Source organism: Psychrobacter sp. AOP3-A1-26 (assembly GCF_052378235.1).
Classification (GTDB): domain Bacteria; phylum Pseudomonadota; class Gammaproteobacteria; order Pseudomonadales; family Moraxellaceae; genus Psychrobacter.
Genome location: NZ_JBQSXN010000032.1, coordinates 15,252 through 33,372, shown reverse-complemented (window position 1 = coordinate 33,372; position 18,121 = coordinate 15,252). Strand labels below are relative to the sequence as shown.

Here is an 18,121-nt window from a genome sequence, read left to right as displayed (position 1 = left end):
TTAGAATAGCTATCGCCATATAGTACCATGAATGCCCTTAAACCTTAATGAGAACTGACGTTGCAAGATCCATCAGAGACACTTTATAAAATTTTACAAATACCTAATACTATCTAACCACAAGCATTTATAACTCCTAGCATTTGTATATAATAGAGCTTGTTCAGCCATGTATTAGGCTGCGAACAAGGTTGTGATGACACTACCGAGTGATCCAAAACCCTATTATTTAAGAGCGTGCTGAGAAAATTATGGATAACCCTGCTAACGATAGTCATCATACAACCAAAACGGCTGCTTGGTTGGCTGAAGGTCAATCAAGCCAGCGCGATATGCTTGCCAGCCTGCAAGCTCTAAAAGCTCAGTCTGGTACGCCCTTTCAGGTCATTGCCTCACACCGTGACAATAGACCTGAAATTTTTGAGTTTGCTGATAGTACCTATCGTGAACCATCTAATACTGTCGACTCTACTCCTGACAGTGACGAGCTAAGCGCTATTGAACCTGCTCTCCCTCGTTGGCAGTTCGTTTTAGAACAAGCTAAAAAGAATAAGGTAAAAGTATTATTAACCGGACGCAATGGTATCGACTACGAAGCCCAGCGGGAAGAATTTGATGCCGCTGGTATTCGTTTATTGACTGGCGCGACCAGCGTTGCAGCATTAGAATCCATCGATGATAAGTTTGCTTTTATGCAGCAGTGCCATGAGCATGACATTCCTGTTGCTGATGCGTGGCGATTTGATAATGTGGCTGACCTTAAAGCATTACTGGTCAAACACGGTCATCAGCCGTTATGCGTCAAACCCGTGACGGGTATTTTTGCCCAAGGGTTTTGGCGGCTGGATACGGGTAAAGAGGACGGTGAGCAATACGACAGCTTTGAACATTTATACTTTACCGAAGAGAAGAAAATCAATACGGCGCAATTTATCAATGCCTATGCAAACAGTGTAATGGTACATGAGCGCCCTATTCCCATGCTACTGATGCCTTATTTATCAGGGCAAGAGTACTCTATCGATGTCGTCTGTGAATATGGTGAAGTATTGGCCGCAGTCACGCGCTATAAAACAGGCAAAATTCAGCATATCGGTTATGAACAAGCGGTCATGGATGTGGTCATTCCATTGATTAAAGCGTTTGGCTGTGATGGTATCGTTAGCGTCCAAACTAAAGCCGATGATGACGGCCAGCACCGAGTGCTTGAAATTAATAGTCGTCCCTCTGGCGGGATTGATTACACTACTCATAGTGGCGTGGACTTGACCCAAGTGGGCTTTGCCTATTGGCTCGGTCTAAGTCAGAAACCAAAGCTTACGGATATTGTGCAGCAGATCACGCCGTGCCAAGTACGTTCAATTATGGTGAGTGTGAAGATTGAAGAAGATACTATCGAGCAATAACGGTTAAAACCACTCACTTTATTTGACATATAAACCGTGGAAGTGAGTCATGACCAGTCGGTTATTGGATTAAAGAATAACTCTAAAACTATAAAATAGAATATCCAAAGGAACATGAATGCCAAACAAGCAATACAGCACGACCATTACCCTACCTCGCGGTACGCTGGATTTAACCTATCAAACCAATACAGTTACAGATAACAGTAATTCAGAAAAAAGTAATAGCTACGAATTAGAAGACTTGCTTGATTTCGCCCAGCGCATTAACCCAAAACGCGCATTTTTATTTGTCTCAAAAGTCTTAGGTCGGCATATTCCAGTGGCACCTAAGACCATGCGAAGTGCTTTTACTGATTTGGCAAATTTAGTGCCCAATCACTTGCCTGAGCCAATTTTGGTCATTGGCATGGCAGAGACTGCCGTTGGCTTATCCGCTGGTGTGCATCAAGCACTGCAAACGCGTTATCCGCAAGCACTATTATTAAACTCTACTCGTCATGCTCAACATAAAGGGCTAGATACTGACGCTCTCTTCACCACTTTTAGCGAAGATCATAGTCATGCCAGCCAGCATTTGATTTATAAAAGTAAAGACGAAAGCGTACAAAAACAGCTACTCGCTAGCAAAACGCTAATCATGGTCGATGATGAAGCGTCAACCGGCAATACTTGCGTCAATGTCGTCACTGCGCTACGTAACGCCGGGCTTGAGCAGTTAGAACAAGTACATCTCACCACTTTGGTTGATTGGTCGCTAAATCAGAGTCAAAGTGATTCTGATTCTGACACCGACGATACGATTGCCAAACGCTTACCAAATATTGACTTTCAGCGTCATCATCTACTCTCTGGCGCTTGGACGTGGACGGATGCGCCCAACCCTAAGCCTATTACCATGCCATCGGTTGATACTACTGAGGCTGGCAGTCAGGCATTACTTAATACGGGCAATTGGGGACGTTTCCCAACACTAGATAGTACAGATGGCTTTGATCGTTATTTAGCGAGCTTTCAAAGCGCATTTGCAGAATTTAGTAAGCAAACCCAGTTTGATAAAGAGCAATTACCACAGCGGATTTTAGTATTGGGCAGTAATGAGTTTGTCTGGTTGCCGTTTTTATTGGCGGAATGGCTTGAGCAAAACACCAATTTGGATAACAGCAATAACACGATTAAATTTAGTGCGTTGACCCGCTCGCCGATTGCACTGGGTGGTGGTATTACCACAATGCTCAGCTTTAATGATAATTACGGGCTTGGTATGACCAACTTTGTTTATAACGTTGAGCCTAACGATTGGGATTTAATTATATTGTGTGTGGAAACCACTGCTGATAGCGTAGATAAGCTGTGGCAGGGTTTGGATAATGTGTTAATAGTAGGTGTTAATAGTTAAGCGTTTAACTTACCGTAGGGTGCGTTCAACGCACCATTTGCAAATATTAGCTCTACAATCGGTACTTAAAAAACATCCTACAAAAAAATTTTGTAATTTCTCTATGAAATGGTGCGCGGGGCGCACCCTAGAATTTTCACTTGCGGACAATACATGACCATTACATTTTTTCAAGCAGACTCAAACATTATTAAACCTTATGCCCTGATGGATTTGGACGATACGCTATTCCAAACCCAACGCAAAATAGATGCTTGGAATTTGCCGACTGCTGAAGCTAATAACTTAGTGTGCGCGAGTGTAAATAAACAAGGCTTGCCGCTTAGTTTTATGAGTCAGCGCCAAGCGTCTTTATTTAACTGGCTACTTGCTAGCACTGAACTGATCGTAGTTACTGCCCGCGACCGTGATGAAATCAAGCGGGTTAAACTGCCTTTCGCTAGTTGGCAGGTTTTGACCCATGGTGCAATCATTCTACATAAAGATGGCAAGCGCCAAGCTCAGTGGCGACAGCATATGTATAATAAGCTGGCACCATTGCAGGGTAAATTGAATCAACTGAGTCAATTGTTCGCCAGTTACAGTCAAAATGATAGCAATCAGCTGGTATTTACCCCGCATATTGATAGCTTTAACAATGGTGATGCTGATGAAGAGTTAATCATTTATCTGGCTATCAAACATGCGCAAAAAGATCATCAAGCATTAATTGCATTAGCCGAAAAACTGCCGACACTGATACGTGATTTCGATGAGCACTTTTATGTACACGTAAATGCCAATAATCTAGCGATATTGCCCCATGTAGTGCATAAACGGCACGCGGTGCAGTTTTTATTAGAGCAGCATTTAGATAATCAGCGCCCAAGCTTTGGTTTTGGTGATAGTTTGGCAGACTTACCTTTTCTGCAACTATTAGACTGGTACGGTATGCCCAACCATGGTCAGCTTCATGATCGTCTTAGCTCTCGATGATTTTAAACTTTAACAATTCCCAGCTATCCATAACTCTAAACTGTCCATAATAATTATAATAACCACAGCAGCTCATAAAAGTAGGCCTCAGCTTATGATTAACCCTAACATTCAAAAAGCAGACACATATGGCTCAGGCAGCTACCTTGCCAGCGATGTGACCGTATTGCTCGATATCGTTGATAAAGACGCCGTTGCTGATGTACCAGTCGATCAAAAAGAAGCGCTGATTCAAAGTGGGCAGCGCCATTATTCCGATATGCTGACCTTAGAGAACGCGCCAACTGCCATGCACGAGCAGCTATATATACAGGCGCTAGAGCAAGGCACCAATAGAACCGCGACTGATATTGCCAATTTAGCCTATACATTGCAGGATAAATTTCAACAAACCGTTAATAATCAATATCCGCTAATACTGGTCAGCTTGGTGCGCGCAGGTTTGCCAATTGGAGTGTTATTACAGCGGGCGCTGGCGGATACCAATAGCGGTTACTATTTACCAAGTGTGCATTATGGTGTCAGCATTATTCGCGATCGTGGGCTTGATCCAGCCGCTTTGCAAATGATATTAAATGCTCATCCAGATAGCCCCATTGTATTCGTCGATGGCTGGACAGGCAAAGGAGCCATCTATCAAGAGCTGGCGCATAGTTTAGAAGCGTTTAGCGCCCCTAATCACCCAAATTTTGCCAATATATTTCATCAAGGTGCAGACGTCATTCCATTGCTAACGCTTGCTGACCCTGCTGGTGTTTCTTGGCTGGCTGCTAGTGAGGAAGATTGGCTGATACCATCAGGTTTATTAAACAGCACCGTTTCTGGGCTCATATCACGCAGCTTATATACTGAACCGCAATTGGGGCTACACCGCAGTGTTTTTTATGATAACTTGATTGAAGTAGATCATAGCTTAGCATTTATCGATCATATTGATGCAGCAAGGCGCGCTTTAACTTTGGAATTACAACCCTTGCAAACATTTAAGCAGCCACGCTATCAGACGGCTGATTTAATTGACACGCTGGCAGCAGAGTATAATATTAGCAATCGTAATCGTATCAAGCCGACCATCGCAGAAGCCACACGAGCGATACTTCGCCGTGATCCAGAGCGCATTTTATTAGCGAGTGCTGAGCATCCTGATACCATATTATTGCGACATTTATGTGCACAGCGAGATATCACTGTCAGTGTATTAGGTGATAAAATACTTCCCTATCAAGCGATTACACTTATTAAGCAGCGTACCACGGACTATTAATTACTAGGGCATTTTTACCATACGCCTTTTTCGCTACTATCATTTTCTTTCACTCTATTTACGATGCCTATTATGTCAGACATGCCGAACAACGAGTCCAGCTTTTATAATAATACCCAGTCTTACGCGCATCTAATTACTGAGCGTCATGCCATGCTCAAACCCCTAACACATCACCCATATCAATTAGGGGCAAGTCTATACATGCCAGCGACTCGCCAAGATATCTGGCAGGTGATCAAGCGCGATAAACTGCCAACGATTAATAGTATTATTATTTGTTTAGAAGATGCCGTCAGTCATCATGACGTCGAGCTGGCGCTCGAGCGTTTGCAGACGCTGCTGGATACTTGGGCCGCTCATGTTGATAGCATCAATAACCCATCCCAACCGATAGATATTCAGACCGAGCAGCCAACGCGTCCGCTAGTATTTGTACGACCACGTCATCCAGCCATGTTAGAGCTGCTATCAGATTTTGCGCATATTGATTTGATTGATGGGTTCGTCATGCCCAAAGTAGATATGTATAGCCTATCTAATTGGCGCATGGCCTGTCAAAACCTCAGTAGCGAGACGCTATTAATGCCAACGCTTGAGACTGCTGCATTATTCAATCCACACCACAACCAAGAGCTGGCCATTGGCTTTAAAGAAGCCTTTAGCCAACCAATTTTTGCGCTGCGTATCGGTGGCAATGATTTATTTGCAGCGTTGCGTTTGCGCCGTCCAAAAAACAGTATCGTCTATGACACGCCCATTGGCACGCTCGCTTATCAACTGCTTGGCTGTTTTGTACCACACGGTTTTTATCTTTCAGCGCCCGTATTTGAATATCTGGATCAGCCCATGCTGTTTATGCAAGAGCTTAACCGTGATGTCAATTTGGGGCTGGTCGGGAAAACCGTCATTCACCCCAGCCAAATCGCATTGGTACAACAAGCGTATTGTGTACCATTAAGTACTTTGGACGAAGCGCAAGCGATACTCCATAGCGAGGCCAAAGCGGTATTTAAATATAACAATGCCATGTTAGAGCCAGCCACTCACCGCGCATGGGCACAAGAAGTGGTCAATCGAGCAGCAGTGTTCGGCACCATTAATGACGGTCATAGTGACTATAAACCGCTACTTTAAAGTCAAATGCTAAACGTACCTTAAGACCATGAATAACTAAAATGAGAAAGCCGCTATCAAATCATGATAGCGGCTTTTTAATGCAATCATCCAGTGCATCACTAAGCACTAAGCACTAAGCACTAAGCACTAAGCACAATTTACCAAGAATTTATTAATGGCTTTATTCACTTGCTCCGGCTCTTCTACAGTTGAGGTATGACCAGCGCCTTTGATAACGGCAAGTTTAGAGCCTGCAATCGCAAAGTGCATGCGCTCAGCTTTGGGATAAGGTGTTGCCGCATCTTCATCACCAACGATAATCAATGTCGGCGTGATAATATCACCAAGCTGTTCATAAGTTCCTGTGCGCTCAATGACCCCCATTGTCGCTTTTATGACGCCACCCTTACGATTGCCTTGTAGCATCGTCAGCCATTGTTTACGATCAGATTTGCGCAGCTTGTCTGCCAAAAAAGTACTGCCAAACATAATCGGCATGACTTTATTGCTCACACGCCTAATACCTAGCCAGCGAATGGCTTTGATAAGTTTACGATACTGCGGTACGTTTTTAGGATCTTCAGGGTCGGCAGAGGTCTCTAATAAAATGAGTGATAATAATAGTTCGGGGCGCTTAAGGGCTATGCGCTGGGCGACAAAACCGCCCATCGACAACCCAAAAAAGTGACACTTAGTGACATTAAGGGCATCCAGTAGCGCAAGCGTATCTTCCGTTAGTGTCTCCATATCATAACCAGACTTAGCGATTTCTGACTGACCTTGCCCGCGGAAATCAAAAGCGATGCAACGGTAGTCTGCCTGAAAGCGCTCAACTTGCTTGTCATACATCCGCGTATTCCATAGCAGACCATGAGCAAACACCATAACCGGCTTTTGCTTATCATGAGGCGCACTGTCTTCGTAATAAATATCGATATTATTCACATTAATAATTGGCATAACCACTTCCTTGTTTTTACAAAAAAATAAACCTTTTAAAGCCTACCCATAAGATATGTCCTAGCATAATTCAACTGTCTTACCGTTGACAGCCTTATTTAGTAGCCTTATTTTGAATAGTAAGTTTTATAAGTTAATCAACTATATAGGTTCTTACTGCAATTTAGAAACCTTGCCAGCGTTTAGATGTGTCTTTAGCGCCCACAAAACCCGCTTTTATAATAAACCTAAACTGCTATAGTAATCGGCATTGCATTATTTGTTATATTTCCTACCAATAGCCAGTTTCCACAAATAACCTTTATATAGAAATCCCGTCTAACTCCTAAATAAGGATATCAACTATGTCACAATCTCTCGTCGAATACCAAGCAGAAAACCATATCGCCACCATCACGATGAACGACCCAAAAACGCTTAACGCCTTTAGCACCGCACTCAAGAACGCCATGGTAGATGCGCTTGATAAAGCAGACACTGATGAGCAGGTTCGCGTCATTATATTACAAGGTGCAGGTGGCCACTTCTCAAGCGGTGGTCATATCGGTGAGATGTTAGAGAATGGCATGGAAAGCGAGGCGCTATCGAACAAGCTGAACTTTATGGTCGGCGAAGTGGCTGAGATCAGCCTAAAGTTGCGTAATATTCATAAGCCTATCATTGCCAAACTAGAGGGTGCGGTCGCAGGCGCTGGGATGAATTTGGCGCTAACTTGCGACTTTCGGATTGCCGCGGATAATGCTAAGTTTGTGCAAGCCTTTGTCAATATTGGGCTGATTCCAGATGCGGGTGGTATTTATCTGCTTAATCAGCTAATTGGTGTGGCAAAAACCACCGAGATGGTGATGCTGGGTGATAAGCTAAAAGCGGATGATATGGCACGCTTAAACTTGGTGAATCAAGTGGTCAGCAACGAAGAATTAGAGGCAAGCGTACTGGCGCTGGCTACTCGCCTAAGCAATCTGCCCGGCAAAGCATTGGCATCAATGAAACACATGATTAATACCCATGCCTATATGGGCCTGAATGAAGCGCTCGATATGGAAGTAGATCAGCAAACGATGCTTGCCAAAACTGATGACTTTAAAGAAGGCATTACCGCATTTATGGAAAAACGTAAGCCAGTTTATCAGGGTAAATAGCCCTTCTTAACTATTTTGGGAAGCACTGCCAAATGCTAATATCACCTTATCAAGGTTTGATATTAGCATTTGGCACCATTTCAATTCCTCGTTCACTTTCAAAATCAAGCTGATTACCCTTCATCTTTACCCTAATCCCCCACTTAAGCCAGTTATGATCAAATGTAAAAGGTAACGGCGCATCTTCTGGTAACATCAACGTAAAAGGTATCGTTTCTGTCTGAGATGGCTTTAAAGATATTTTTGTATCAACCTTATAAGTATCTATGCCCTTACTATAGTACGAATAAGTGCTTTTTTTCCCCGAACCTTTTTCAGCACCCTCTAGAAGTCTTAAAGAAATACGAGCTCGTTCTATCGTTAAGACTTTACGGGGAGTTATGTTCAGCTCGCCTGTTATCTTTCCACTAGACGGTTGGTAGTTTTTGATTTTAAGCTGAATTTGACCAAGTTTACGCTGCTGCCACATCACTGGTATAAATACCAACACAACCATAGCAACTACTATCGCTGGCACAAGGGTAAGGACATAGAGAATCCACTCGACATCTTCACCAAAGATCAGAATCGATAACATTATGATAAGCACTATTGAGAAAACAACCACAAATACAATAGGCAGCCAAAGCGTCACTTTATTGATATTTTCGTCTAGTGTATTTACCCAAACAGCAGATTGCTGCGGAGAAATAACGGTAATTTTTTGTTGATTACCGATATCTGTAGCCCACTTCATATCTAGTCGTGTACTTATAGCCCAAACAACAGTGGTATATCGACCTTCATAACTCAGTGGAATTGTATCGTCTGCCCCATCATCTGCTAATACCAAAGAAAACTCGAAGCAATATGTACCTGCTTCAAGCTTGCCACTATGAACCTTAATCTCCTGAATAACTTTGCTGTCTACTGAACCACGACCTTCGGTATGATAGGACAAATCGACATAAATATTTCGAGAGTCTATCGCAGTATGGGCTTGAATAATGACTTCACCAGCTACCTTATCTCCTGGTCGTACTCGCAGGCTGGACTCACTCAGCTCAATATGTATCTCGCAAAGCGCCGGATTTGTAGCCAAAGATAGTGATGAGATGTTCCTCTCCTATTATTTTTTCTATAAAGTAGATGTTGTGATGCGGTGCAACTCTTATCCCAGCAGCACGGTTTTTTATAATGGATCGACTATAGCGTAATCTCTATAGCCTGCTGACCCTCAAAAGCAATATCATGGTTTTTTACTTTAACCTTAATAGACCAAGAAAGCTGATGGTTTTTTAATTTAAATGTGGGTGTCATATCAGTGGCTCGTGGCAAAGAAAAAGACAATGATGTGGTTTGTAGTTTATTCAAGGGTATCGCTTCATCTATCTTATATGGCGCTATATCTTTGGCAAAATATAGTAATTTACTTTTTTCATTGATAAATACTTCAACTTCCTCTATACGCTGTAGAATAACTTCTACTTGATCTAATACCAAACTTTTCTCAGGTATGATATTTATCTGGCCTTTTATCTGCTCTTTTTGTTGATCATCACTGACTTCGATGAAAACTTGACCCAACTTTCGACGTTGCCAAATTCTTGGTACTGCATTTTTTAGTATTCGTGCCGCTAGTAAGGTAAATACAGCGATAAACACATAAAACGGCCATGGCGTATTTTTGTTACTACTCACAAGTAATGACATAGTTCCAAGGATGATAAAAAAAACAATAGCGAATATAAAAGCCTCTATAAAATTAGATGGGTTAAGATTGGCGCTTGGCTCCGTTTGTCTAAGCTCACGTGCTTTTCTACTGATCACTACCAAAGGCTGCTTAGTTTTTATATCTAAGCCATGAGCAATATCGACTCTCACATTGATCGACCAGTTTATATCAAATAACTCACCGTGGTAGCTAATCGGTATTATATCGCTATTGCTTTCTTTATCCATTAAAGCGATAGAAAACTCCATGGAATGATTACCTGCACTGAGTCCATTAGTTGGAATATGAACGCTATTAATTCTTCTACTTTCTAGCCGCTTATGGTTTTCGATATCATAGCTTAAATCAATATAAACCCCTTGAGTGTCAATAGGATGAGATGTATTGATACAAAGGCTACCTTTTATGTCGTCGCCTACTTCTATCTGCTGTTGATTGGTTGGATCCAACTCTACTTTTATCTGATAAATCGGGGGTAAGTCTGAGCCTGTTATTAAATCATGCTCTTTTTCTATAGATTGTGCTGATATCTTAGACTGAGTTGATGGTGCTTTCATTAATAAACCCATGGATTTTTACATGATTAAATAGGTAGTATAAAGCCAGCTATAGTTGATTTACTTTAAAACCAATACAAGCGCTACTGGAGTAAATTTTTCGCAGCCTCTGTCACGCTGGCGATCCTCAAGCAAGAAAAATCAGCATCAGTAGCACGGGATTATTAACGTATCAATTTTATTTAGAACTAGGGCGTATTGAAGTTAGTTATTTAAAAAAACCCCGCATCATAACGATACGGGGTTTTCTGTTTTCTTAATTCATTAAACGTTGTTGAGAATAAAAACTAGGTCAACTGAGCCACGTTAATTTTATCTGCTTCTTCCGTATACTCTTCCATACGGTCAAAGTTCATGTATTGATAGACTTCATCACCCATGCTATTGAGCATACCAGCGTACTGCTGATATTCGTCATTGGTAGGCAATTTACCTAGTACCGCTGCGACTGCTGCAAGCTCTGCAGAAGCCAAGTATACGTTAGCGCCTTGACCAAGACGGTTCGGGAAGTTACGCGTAGACGTCGATACCGCAGTAGAGTTCGGTGCGATACGCGCTTGGTTACCCATACATAATGAACAACCTGGCATCTCAGTACGAGCACCGGCTTGCGCATAAATGTTGTAATAACCTTCTTCCATCAACTGACGCGCATCCATTTTCGTTGGTGGCGCAATCCATAGACGAGTTTTTAGGCTTCCTGCTGGGACGTCTTGTAGCAATTTACCAGCGGCACGGAAATGACCGATGTTGGTCATGCACGAACCAATGAATACTTCATCAATGGTATCACCAGCGACGTCAGCCAATGTTTTAGCATCATCTGGATCGTTCGGGCAGCAAAGGATCGGCTCTTTGATCTCTGACATATCGATGGTCATATCGATTGCATATTCTGCATCTTCGTCAGCACGCATGAGGCTTGGATTCGCCAACCACTCTTGCATCTGCTCGATACGACGGCTGATCGTACGTGCATCGCCATAGCCTTCTGAGATCATCCATTTAAGTAGCGTGATGTTTGAGTTTAAGTACTCAGTCACTGATGCTTCAGATAGCGTGATGGTACAACCAGCAGCACTACGCTCAGCTGACGCATCAGACAATTCAAACGCTTGCTCAGCGGTTAAGTCTTCTAGACCTTCGATTTCAAGAATACGACCATTGAATTCGTTGATTTTGCCTTTCTTATCAACAGTTAATAGGCCATCTTTGATCGCTTGATAAGGAATAGCGTGTACAAGGTCACGTAAAGTAATACCCGCTTGGCGTTCGCCAACGAAGCGCACACGGACAGACTCAGGCATATCCAGTGGCATCACACCAGTTGCTGCTGCGAATGCGACCAAACCAGAACCGGCTGGGAACGAAATACCCATTGGGAAACGCGTATGTGAGTCACCACCAGTACCAACGGTATCTGGAAGGAGCATACGGTTCAACCATGAGTGAATGATTCCGTCACCTGGACGTAAGCTCACACCGCCACGGTTCATGATAAAGTCAGGTAGCGTATGCTGAGTCTCAACGTCAACTGGCTTTGGATAAGCGGCGGTATGACAGAATGACTGCATCACTAGATCAGCTTGGAAACCTAGGCAGGCCAAGTCTTTTAGCTCATCACGAGTCATCGGACCTGTAGTATCTTGCGAGCCGACTGTGGTCATTTTTGGTTCGCAGTACATGCCAGCACGGACGCCGTCTAGACCACAAGCTTTACCGACCATTTTTTGTGCTAAGGTAAAGCCTTTGCCGGTATCGACTGGCTCTTCTGGTTTAGCAAAGATATCTGAATGACCAAGACCCATATACTCACGAGCACGGTTGGTTAGGCCACGACCCACAATTAGTGGAATACGGCCGCCTGCACGAACTTCATCAAGCAAGGTTGGTGAGTTCAGTTTAAACTCAGAGATAACTTCGTCAGAGTCATGCTTAGTGATTTTGCCTTCATACGGATAGATGTCAAACACATCACCCATGTTTAGGTTATCAACCGCGACTTTTTCGATTGGTAAGGCGCCAGAGTCTTCCATGGTATTGAAGAAAATAGGAGCGATGTTATTACCTAATACTAGACCACCGCCACGTTTGTTTGGCACGTTAGGGATATCTTCGCCCATTAACCACAACACTGAGTTGGTCGCAGACTTACGGCTAGAGCCAGTCCCTACGACGTCACCAACATAAGCCAATTGATGGCCTTTTTTCTTAAGCTCTTCGATCTGCTTCATTGGACCGACAACACCCTCATCATCAGCAGTGATACCGTCGCGAGAGTTTTTGTGCATGGCCAATGAATGCAATGGGATATCTGGGCGGCTCCACGCGTCTTGCGCAGGAGACAAGTCATCGGTATTGGTTTCGCCAGTGACTTTAAAAGTAGTATAAGTTGACTTTTTAGGAACCTCTTTACGGTTTAAGAACCATTCAGCATCTGCCCAAGATTGCACCACTTCTTTAGCGATGTCGTTACCGGCTTCGGCTTTTTCAGTCACGTCATTGAACGCGTCAAATACCAGCAAGGTCTTTTTCAATGCTTCAGCGGCGTCTTGTGCGACATCTGCATCATCAAGAGCGGCAACCAATGGCTGAACGTTATAGCCACCTTGCATGGTGCCTAGGATTTCAACCGCTTTTTTCTTATTGATAAGCGGCGATGATGCCTCACCTTTTAGGATAGCCGCTAAAAATGCTGCTTTAACGTAAGCTGCTTGGTCAACGCCAGCAGGAATACGGTTTTCTAGTAAGTTCATCAAGAACTCATCTTCGCCTGCTGGTGGGGTTTTTAATAGTTCAACCAACTCTGCTACTTGTTTTTCATTCAGTGGTAGCGGTACAGTTCCTAGCTCAGCACGTTCTTCGACATGTTTACGATAAGCTTCTAACACAATAGTCGTCCTCGTCAGTTGGGGTTTAGCACATTACGTGGGTAGTCAGCATGACAGCCTGCGCCTATGTGCTAGATGGAATAATTATCCATGCAATCATAGCTTAAATCACTCTAAATGTTAATGGCTCAGCCCTTAAAAGACGCATAATAAGGCCATATTGGACATTTATTATAAAAATGGTCCCATCAATAATACCATTGAACGCCTTTTAACCATCGATACTTAACTTGTCGTTGTGGTCAAGTATTATCTGATTTATGGTTAAATAAATGCCGCGTGACTGCTATACTCTTTTGTAAGATATTATTTTAGAAAATATCATCTTGATGATTCGGCTGTATAAGATAGCTTTTATCAGCTATCAGCAAACGCTAAAGGTGTAAATACCAAGGATGACGATACAACAAGGATGACAGAAATATGAAGAATAACGCCAATTACGACAATGGCCTAAAGGTGCGCACCGAGGTCATGGGCGAACAACACGTAACACGCTCGCTCGATGGGGCGACCGGATTCACCCAGCCATTACAAGAGTGGATCATTGAACATGCTTGGGGCAGCACCTGGCAAGATGACTCGGTATTGCCGCGCAAATACCGCTCATTAATCACCATTGCTTTTTTAATTGCTCAAAAAAGCCCGAACGAGCTAAAAGGTCATATCCGAGGCGCGATCAATAATGGCGCAAGTGTCGCTGAGATTCGAGAAGTATTGATGCATAGCCTGCCATACTGCGGCGCACCTGCCACCCAAGAAGCGTTTCGTGCCGCCATAGAAATCCTGAATGAATTGAATATCGATATAGATATTTAAAACTATGGTAAATAGACGAATCGTAGTAGTCTTAAGCATACGAGTTAAAACAAACGCCTAAGCAACCAACAAATCAATATCTGCTATAATAACGCCACTTCTAAAACATTCTAACAATCCCGTAAACCCTTATAATACAAAGAGCTAAGAGACAATATAATTATGACAACTGCCGTACAAACACATACTCCTGCTGCTAGAGTAAGACCTAAAAAAGCCATTCAAGGTGAAAAACTACGTGGCTATGACAAAGTTGCCCGTATCCCAATTAAAGTGATCCCGACAGTCGAGGCGAAGAAAAAGCCAGATTGGATTCGGGTTAAGCTGTCCTCACCTGCTGAAGTGGCACGCATCAAAGCCAAACTACGCGAGCAAAAACTCTATACCGTCTGTGAAGAGGCCGCTTGCCCTAACCTAGCGCAGTGCTTTAGCGATGGCACCGCCACCTTTATGATTATGGGCGATATCTGTACCCGTCGCTGTCCGTTCTGTGATGTCGGTCATGGTCGCCCCAATGAGTTAGATAAGGATGAGCCGCGCCATACCGCTGAGACCATCTTAGGGTTAGAATTAAAATATGCGGTTATTACCTCGGTTGACCGTGACGACCTAAAAGACGGTGGTGCCAATCACTTCGTTGAAGTCCTTAACGAATCACGCGCGCTTAGTCCTAATTGCTTGATCGAAATCCTAGTGCCCGATTTCCGCGGTCGTATGGATGTTGCCTTGGACTTATTGACTGAAACCGCACCGGATGTGTTTAACCACAATATCGAGACGGTGCCGCGTCTTTATAAAGCCTTCCGCCCCGGTTCTGATTATCAGCATTCGTTAGACCTGCTAAAGCTGTATAAAGAGCGTCGTCCTGATATCGCTACCAAATGCGGCTTTATGGTCGGACTGGGCGAAACTGAAGAAGAGATTTATGCATTGCTCGATGACTTAAAAGCGCATAATGTAGATATGATTACGATTGGACAATATCTGCAGCCAAGTAAGAACCATGCCCCAGTTGACCGTTATGTGCATCCAGACGAGTTTCAGCGCTATATGGATTATGGTAAAAAGATTGGTTTCTTTAACGTTTGGGCCGGCCCTATGGTACGTTCAAGCTACTTTGCCGATCGTCAATACTACGGTGAGGATTGCCCAGCGCCTATTCGTAGTAAAAAAGCGCTTGAGGCTGAAGGTAAATTGGGCTGTTAGTATCGAATTGATTACGTCAGTTTATTGCTAATAGTAAACAAAAAGGAGACCTAAATAGGTCTCCTTTTTATTTATTATTAGGGGCTGTATAGAATTCATCTATTAGGACTGCTGATCGCTAAAATAATTCCAGACTAGGCGTAAATCGAAGGTAATGTCGAGACCTTAGCTAGATTTACAACAACGTCTGGGGCGATTTTAGCATCAGTCCGAAGGAACAGGACTATTTTTTGCCACTTCATAGCCAAAACTATCGCGCTTAGAATAACTAAACTTACTATTTTTGGCGTCGAATTGCCTAAAAAATAGTCTCTGTCAGTTCCTTAGCTGAATTCTATACAGCCCCTAGCTTTCATAAGCTTTTTTCTCTAAACCTTAACTCATTATTTTTTCTACGTAAAACGGTTACACTATGAAGTTAAGATAATGCTATATTTTTAAGCCTTAGTTTAAAAATAAAAATAGCAATAACTCTCGCACCCTTTTTTTATCACATAAGGATTGACCAATGAGCAGCGAATTTACCCCACAGGAAGGCTCTTGCTCCTGTTATAGCAATACTTATACTATTAATGCTAAGCCTGTCGGCCGCTTTATCTGTCACTGCACGATTTGCCAAGAATATACAGGCCAAGCTTATAACGATGTGACGGTATTGCTAAAGTCTGATGTGAGTCAATTAAACCTGATTAGAACCAAATTTCGCCGTTGGAAACTGCCGCCCAATATCAGTCGTGGGCTTTGTACTCGCTGTAATAAACCCAGTATAGAAATGGCAGTTGGTGGCAATCTTATATTAGTACCGACATCGAATTACCCTGACGTCACCGCACTACCTGAGCCGTCCATGCATCTGTTTTATAATCGCCGCGTCGAAGACATCGACGATGATTTGCCTAAATATAATGGCTTTGTGCAAAGTCAGGCGATGATGGTTAAAGCGCTGGCTCAAGGATTGTATAAGAGAGTCAGTAAACGCTAATGGCTATGTTTGAACTCCAAATTTAGTATTCAACAGACTAATCTTTCCTTCACACACTCATTTGGAAATCACTATGATCTCAACAGTAGTAGAAGACACAGCACCACACTCTGCTGACATCGCTATTATTGGTGGTAGCGGTCTCTATCAGATGGAAGCACTAACCAACAAGCGTAATGTGAAAGTATCGACGCCTTATGGGATGCCGTCCGATGATATCGTATTAGGAGATCTCGATGGCGTGAGCGTCGCCTTTCTAACGCGTCACGGTCAAGGTCATAAACTTACGCCATCAGAGGTGCCTTACCGTGCCAATATTTATGCGCTTAAAAATTTGGGAGTGCGCTATATTATCTCGGTATCGGCGGTTGGCTCTCTACGAGAGCAACTTAAGCCGTTAGATATGGTCGTCCCCGATCAAATGATAGATATGACCAAACATAGAGCTACTACGTTCTTCGGTGATGGCGCAGTGGCTCATGTTTCTATGGCTGATCCGTTGTGCCCTGCGGTTGGCAAGATATTACAGCGCGCTTATGATAAAGCGACTATTAATGAGGGAAACTGTCATGCCACAGCGACTTATATTTGTATAGAAGGGCCTCAGTTCTCCACGCGTGCTGAGTCGCATTGGTATCGTCAAATGCAAGCGGATATCATCGGTATGACTAATATGCCAGAGGCCAAGCTGGCGCGTGAAGCTAGTATTGCTTATGCCACGCTAGCGCTAGTGACAGATTTCGATTGTTGGCATCCTACTGAGGAAGCAGTTAGCGCCGATTATGCGATTCAGAATTTGATGAAAAATGCGAAAAACGCGCAGCAGGTAATTAAACACGCTGTCACTCTACTCGCTGTTGAGCAGCCTAAATCAATCGCTCATAATGCCCTAGCTCAAGCGCTGGTTACACCTATTGATGCCATGAGTGATGAGGTTAAAACCAGACTGGCAGCTTTATTGCCGTAATTTACTGCTAAAGTGGTTTGGTATAATCGTTCGTTTGCTACAGTTTTTTTATTACTTTTGCTATAAGCAATCAAGCCAACCCACTGGTAAATGCGCCAAATCCGCTGGTTCATCGATGTCGGGTAGCGGCTCTAATAAAGCTAACGACCAGTTTAAGGCAGCGATGCGCTGCTGAGTGATCGATGCGACGCTCGCGGTGCTCCATTCAATATCTGAAAACAAACTCGCCTGCTCTCGTTTAAACCCAAACAGCACATACCCCCCATCTAAAGCGGGAATCATCACAGCATCGTGCGGCTCTAATTGCTGCGCGGCTTGTTTTAGTTTGGTGGCACTCAGACTAGGGCAATCAGCCCCCATCAACAGTACATTATCAAACTTAACTAACGCTTGCTGACTGGCAGTAAACATACGAATACCCAATTCGCCTCCAACCTGCGCTGACCATCGCAATGACTCGGATAGCTCAAGCGTCTGCCAGCAAGGATCAGACGGTGCTGGACTGACACATAGCTCAACGTTATAGCCAGTCGCTATCGCTTGCTCAATGCTATGTATTAGTAACTTGCGCGCCATCATCGCCGCCCCTGCAATACCAAGAGCCGGCTGCAAACGTGTTTTTGCCATGCCCTCAGCTGGGAATTTGGCAAAGATGATAATTAGCGTTGAGTCATTACTTTTAAGTTGCTTATCTACAGGCATAATGGTTCTTTTTGATAT

Annotated in this window: 15 protein-coding genes; 10 read left to right on the top strand and 5 right to left on the bottom strand. The window is 43.4% G+C overall.

Going from position 1 to position 18,121, the window contains the following annotated elements; all coding sequences use genetic code 11:
• The first annotated feature begins 251 nt into the window (after positions 1–251).
• From ACT3TU_RS07360 to ACT3TU_RS07340, 5 genes are all read left to right on the top strand, one after another.
• On the top strand, positions 252–1,406 hold the full coding sequence (locus ACT3TU_RS07360; RefSeq protein WP_444784205.1) for an ATP-grasp domain-containing protein: 1,155 nt from the start codon (positions 252–254) through the stop codon (positions 1,404–1,406).
• Positions 1,407–1,524: 118 nt separating this feature from the next.
• Entirely contained in the window at positions 1,525–2,805 is a 1,281-nt protein-coding gene (locus tag ACT3TU_RS07355; protein WP_444784204.1) for a phosphoribosyltransferase domain-containing protein, read from the top strand.
• Between the two features lie 153 nt (positions 2,806–2,958).
• On the top strand, positions 2,959–3,780 hold the full coding sequence (locus ACT3TU_RS07350; protein WP_444784203.1) for an HAD hydrolase family protein: 822 nt from the start codon (positions 2,959–2,961) through the stop codon (positions 3,778–3,780).
• A 94-nt stretch (positions 3,781–3,874) separates the two neighbouring features.
• The gene (locus tag ACT3TU_RS07345) at positions 3,875–5,044 is read left to right on the top strand and encodes a cysteine protease StiP domain-containing protein (protein WP_192529480.1); all 1,170 of its coding nucleotides are present in this window, start codon (positions 3,875–3,877) and stop codon (positions 5,042–5,044) included.
• A 72-nt stretch (positions 5,045–5,116) separates the two neighbouring features.
• Positions 5,117–6,181: an HpcH/HpaI aldolase/citrate lyase family protein gene (locus tag ACT3TU_RS07340; protein ID WP_192522597.1), complete on the top strand. Its 1,065-nt coding sequence runs from the start codon at positions 5,117–5,119 to the stop codon at positions 6,179–6,181.
• A gap of 129 nt (positions 6,182–6,310) precedes the next feature.
• On the opposite strand, the gene ACT3TU_RS07335 is transcribed toward ACT3TU_RS07340, so the two are convergent.
• Positions 6,311–7,123 (bottom strand): alpha/beta fold hydrolase, encoded by an 813-nt coding sequence (locus ACT3TU_RS07335; RefSeq protein WP_192522598.1) that lies wholly within the window; start codon positions 7,121–7,123, stop codon positions 6,311–6,313.
• 344 nt (positions 7,124–7,467) lie between these two features.
• On the opposite strand from ACT3TU_RS07335, the gene ACT3TU_RS07330 reads away from it, so the two are divergent.
• Positions 7,468–8,265: an enoyl-CoA hydratase/isomerase family protein gene (locus ACT3TU_RS07330; RefSeq protein ID WP_192522599.1), complete on the top strand. Its 798-nt coding sequence runs from the start codon at positions 7,468–7,470 to the stop codon at positions 8,263–8,265.
• 49 nt (positions 8,266–8,314) lie between these two features.
• Here ACT3TU_RS07330 and ACT3TU_RS07325 read toward each other — a convergent pair whose 3' ends face one another.
• The 3 genes from ACT3TU_RS07325 to acnB all read right to left on the bottom strand — a co-directional run bounded on the left by ACT3TU_RS07325 (position 8,315) and on the right by acnB (position 13,427).
• Positions 8,315–9,346 (bottom strand): sporulation protein, encoded by a 1,032-nt coding sequence (locus tag ACT3TU_RS07325; RefSeq protein WP_192522600.1) that lies wholly within the window; start codon positions 9,344–9,346, stop codon positions 8,315–8,317.
• 104 nt (positions 9,347–9,450) lie between these two features.
• Complete coding sequence (locus tag ACT3TU_RS07320) at positions 9,451–10,536, bottom strand: hypothetical protein (protein ID WP_192529481.1); 1,086 nt, start codon at positions 10,534–10,536, stop codon at positions 9,451–9,453.
• A 287-nt stretch (positions 10,537–10,823) separates the two neighbouring features.
• A complete protein-coding gene (gene acnB / locus ACT3TU_RS07315) occupies positions 10,824–13,427 on the bottom strand; it encodes a bifunctional aconitate hydratase 2/2-methylisocitrate dehydratase (protein ID WP_192522602.1) in 2,604 nt (867 codons plus the stop codon).
• A gap of 423 nt (positions 13,428–13,850) precedes the next feature.
• On the opposite strand from acnB, the gene ACT3TU_RS07310 reads away from it, so the two are divergent.
• From ACT3TU_RS07310 to mtnP, 4 genes are all read left to right on the top strand, one after another.
• Positions 13,851–14,246: a carboxymuconolactone decarboxylase family protein gene (locus tag ACT3TU_RS07310; RefSeq protein ID WP_192522603.1), complete on the top strand. Its 396-nt coding sequence runs from the start codon at positions 13,851–13,853 to the stop codon at positions 14,244–14,246.
• 162 nt (positions 14,247–14,408) lie between these two features.
• Positions 14,409–15,452, top strand: coding sequence for a lipoyl synthase (gene lipA / locus ACT3TU_RS07305; protein WP_192522604.1), 1,044 nt, complete (start codon positions 14,409–14,411; stop codon positions 15,450–15,452).
• 508 nt (positions 15,453–15,960) lie between these two features.
• Complete coding sequence (locus tag ACT3TU_RS07300; protein WP_444784202.1) at positions 15,961–16,434, top strand: GFA family protein; 474 nt, start codon at positions 15,961–15,963, stop codon at positions 16,432–16,434.
• A 73-nt stretch (positions 16,435–16,507) separates the two neighbouring features.
• Positions 16,508–17,401 carry an S-methyl-5'-thioadenosine phosphorylase gene (gene mtnP / locus ACT3TU_RS07295; RefSeq protein ID WP_444784201.1) on the top strand — a complete coding sequence of 298 codons (894 nt, stop codon included), beginning with the start codon at positions 16,508–16,510 and terminating at the stop codon, positions 17,399–17,401.
• Positions 17,402–17,461: 60 nt separating this feature from the next.
• Here the strand turns inward: mtnP and ACT3TU_RS07290 are convergent, their stop codons facing one another.
• Positions 17,462–18,103 (bottom strand): TIGR04282 family arsenosugar biosynthesis glycosyltransferase, encoded by a 642-nt coding sequence (locus ACT3TU_RS07290; RefSeq protein ID WP_192522607.1) that lies wholly within the window; start codon positions 18,101–18,103, stop codon positions 17,462–17,464.
• Between the last annotated feature and the right edge of the window lie 18 nt (positions 18,104–18,121).

What these genes read in the sequence shown, in the direction of transcription:
- ACT3TU_RS07360 (WP_444784205.1), top strand. Translation starts at nt 252, where the DNA reads ATGGATAACCCTGCTAACGATAGTCATCATACAACCAAAACGGCTGCT.
- ACT3TU_RS07355 (WP_444784204.1), top strand. Translation starts at nt 1,525, where the DNA reads ATGCCAAACAAGCAATACAGCACGACCATTACCCTACCTCGCGGTACG.
- ACT3TU_RS07350 (WP_444784203.1), top strand. Translation starts at nt 2,959, where the DNA reads ATGACCATTACATTTTTTCAAGCAGACTCAAACATTATTAAACCTTAT.
- ACT3TU_RS07345 (WP_192529480.1), top strand. Translation starts at nt 3,875, where the DNA reads ATGATTAACCCTAACATTCAAAAAGCAGACACATATGGCTCAGGCAGC.
- ACT3TU_RS07340 (WP_192522597.1), top strand. Translation starts at nt 5,117, where the DNA reads ATGTCAGACATGCCGAACAACGAGTCCAGCTTTTATAATAATACCCAG.
- ACT3TU_RS07335 (WP_192522598.1), bottom strand. Translation starts at nt 7,123, where the DNA reads ATGCCAATTATTAATGTGAATAATATCGATATTTATTACGAAGACAGT.
- ACT3TU_RS07330 (WP_192522599.1), top strand. Translation starts at nt 7,468, where the DNA reads ATGTCACAATCTCTCGTCGAATACCAAGCAGAAAACCATATCGCCACC.
- ACT3TU_RS07320 (WP_192529481.1), bottom strand. Translation starts at nt 10,536, where the DNA reads ATGAAAGCACCATCAACTCAGTCTAAGATATCAGCACAATCTATAGAA.
- ACT3TU_RS07310 (WP_192522603.1), top strand. Translation starts at nt 13,851, where the DNA reads ATGAAGAATAACGCCAATTACGACAATGGCCTAAAGGTGCGCACCGAG.
- lipA (WP_192522604.1), top strand. Translation starts at nt 14,409, where the DNA reads ATGACAACTGCCGTACAAACACATACTCCTGCTGCTAGAGTAAGACCT.
- ACT3TU_RS07300 (WP_444784202.1), top strand. Translation starts at nt 15,961, where the DNA reads ATGAGCAGCGAATTTACCCCACAGGAAGGCTCTTGCTCCTGTTATAGC.
- mtnP (WP_444784201.1), top strand. Translation starts at nt 16,508, where the DNA reads ATGATCTCAACAGTAGTAGAAGACACAGCACCACACTCTGCTGACATC.
- ACT3TU_RS07290 (WP_192522607.1), bottom strand. Translation starts at nt 18,103, where the DNA reads ATGCCTGTAGATAAGCAACTTAAAAGTAATGACTCAACGCTAATTATC.